Origin of the sequence: Pseudomonas sp. SIMBA_067, from assembly GCF_046534675.1 — a bacterium.
Classification (GTDB): Bacteria; Pseudomonadota; Gammaproteobacteria; order Pseudomonadales; family Pseudomonadaceae; genus Aquipseudomonas; species Aquipseudomonas putida.
Window position 1 is genome coordinate 1 of the sequence record NZ_JAWRYH010000635.1, and the last position, 263, is coordinate 263.

Annotated in this window: 1 pseudogene; it reads left to right on the forward strand. The window is 40.7% G+C overall.

The annotated features are described in order from the left end of the window. Nucleotides 1–263: pseudogene (gene ttdR / locus SB765_RS30650) on the forward strand (L-tartrate utilization transcriptional activator TtdR); the annotation flags it as partial.

Sequence of the window (263 nt, forward strand, 5' to 3'; positions counted from 1 at the left end):
GATTTAGTGCAGGATAATATTGATCTGGATATTCGTATTAATGACGAAATTCCTGATTATTATATTGCGCATCTTTTGACAAAAAATAAAAGAATATTATGCGCAGCACCTGAGTATCTGCAAAAATATCCGCAGCCACAATCCCTACAGGAATTAAGTCGTCATGACTGTCTGGTGACCAAAGAGCGCGATATGACCCATGGAATATGGGAGTTGGGGAACGGTCAGGAGAAAAAATCGGTGAAGGTAAGCGGGCATCTTTC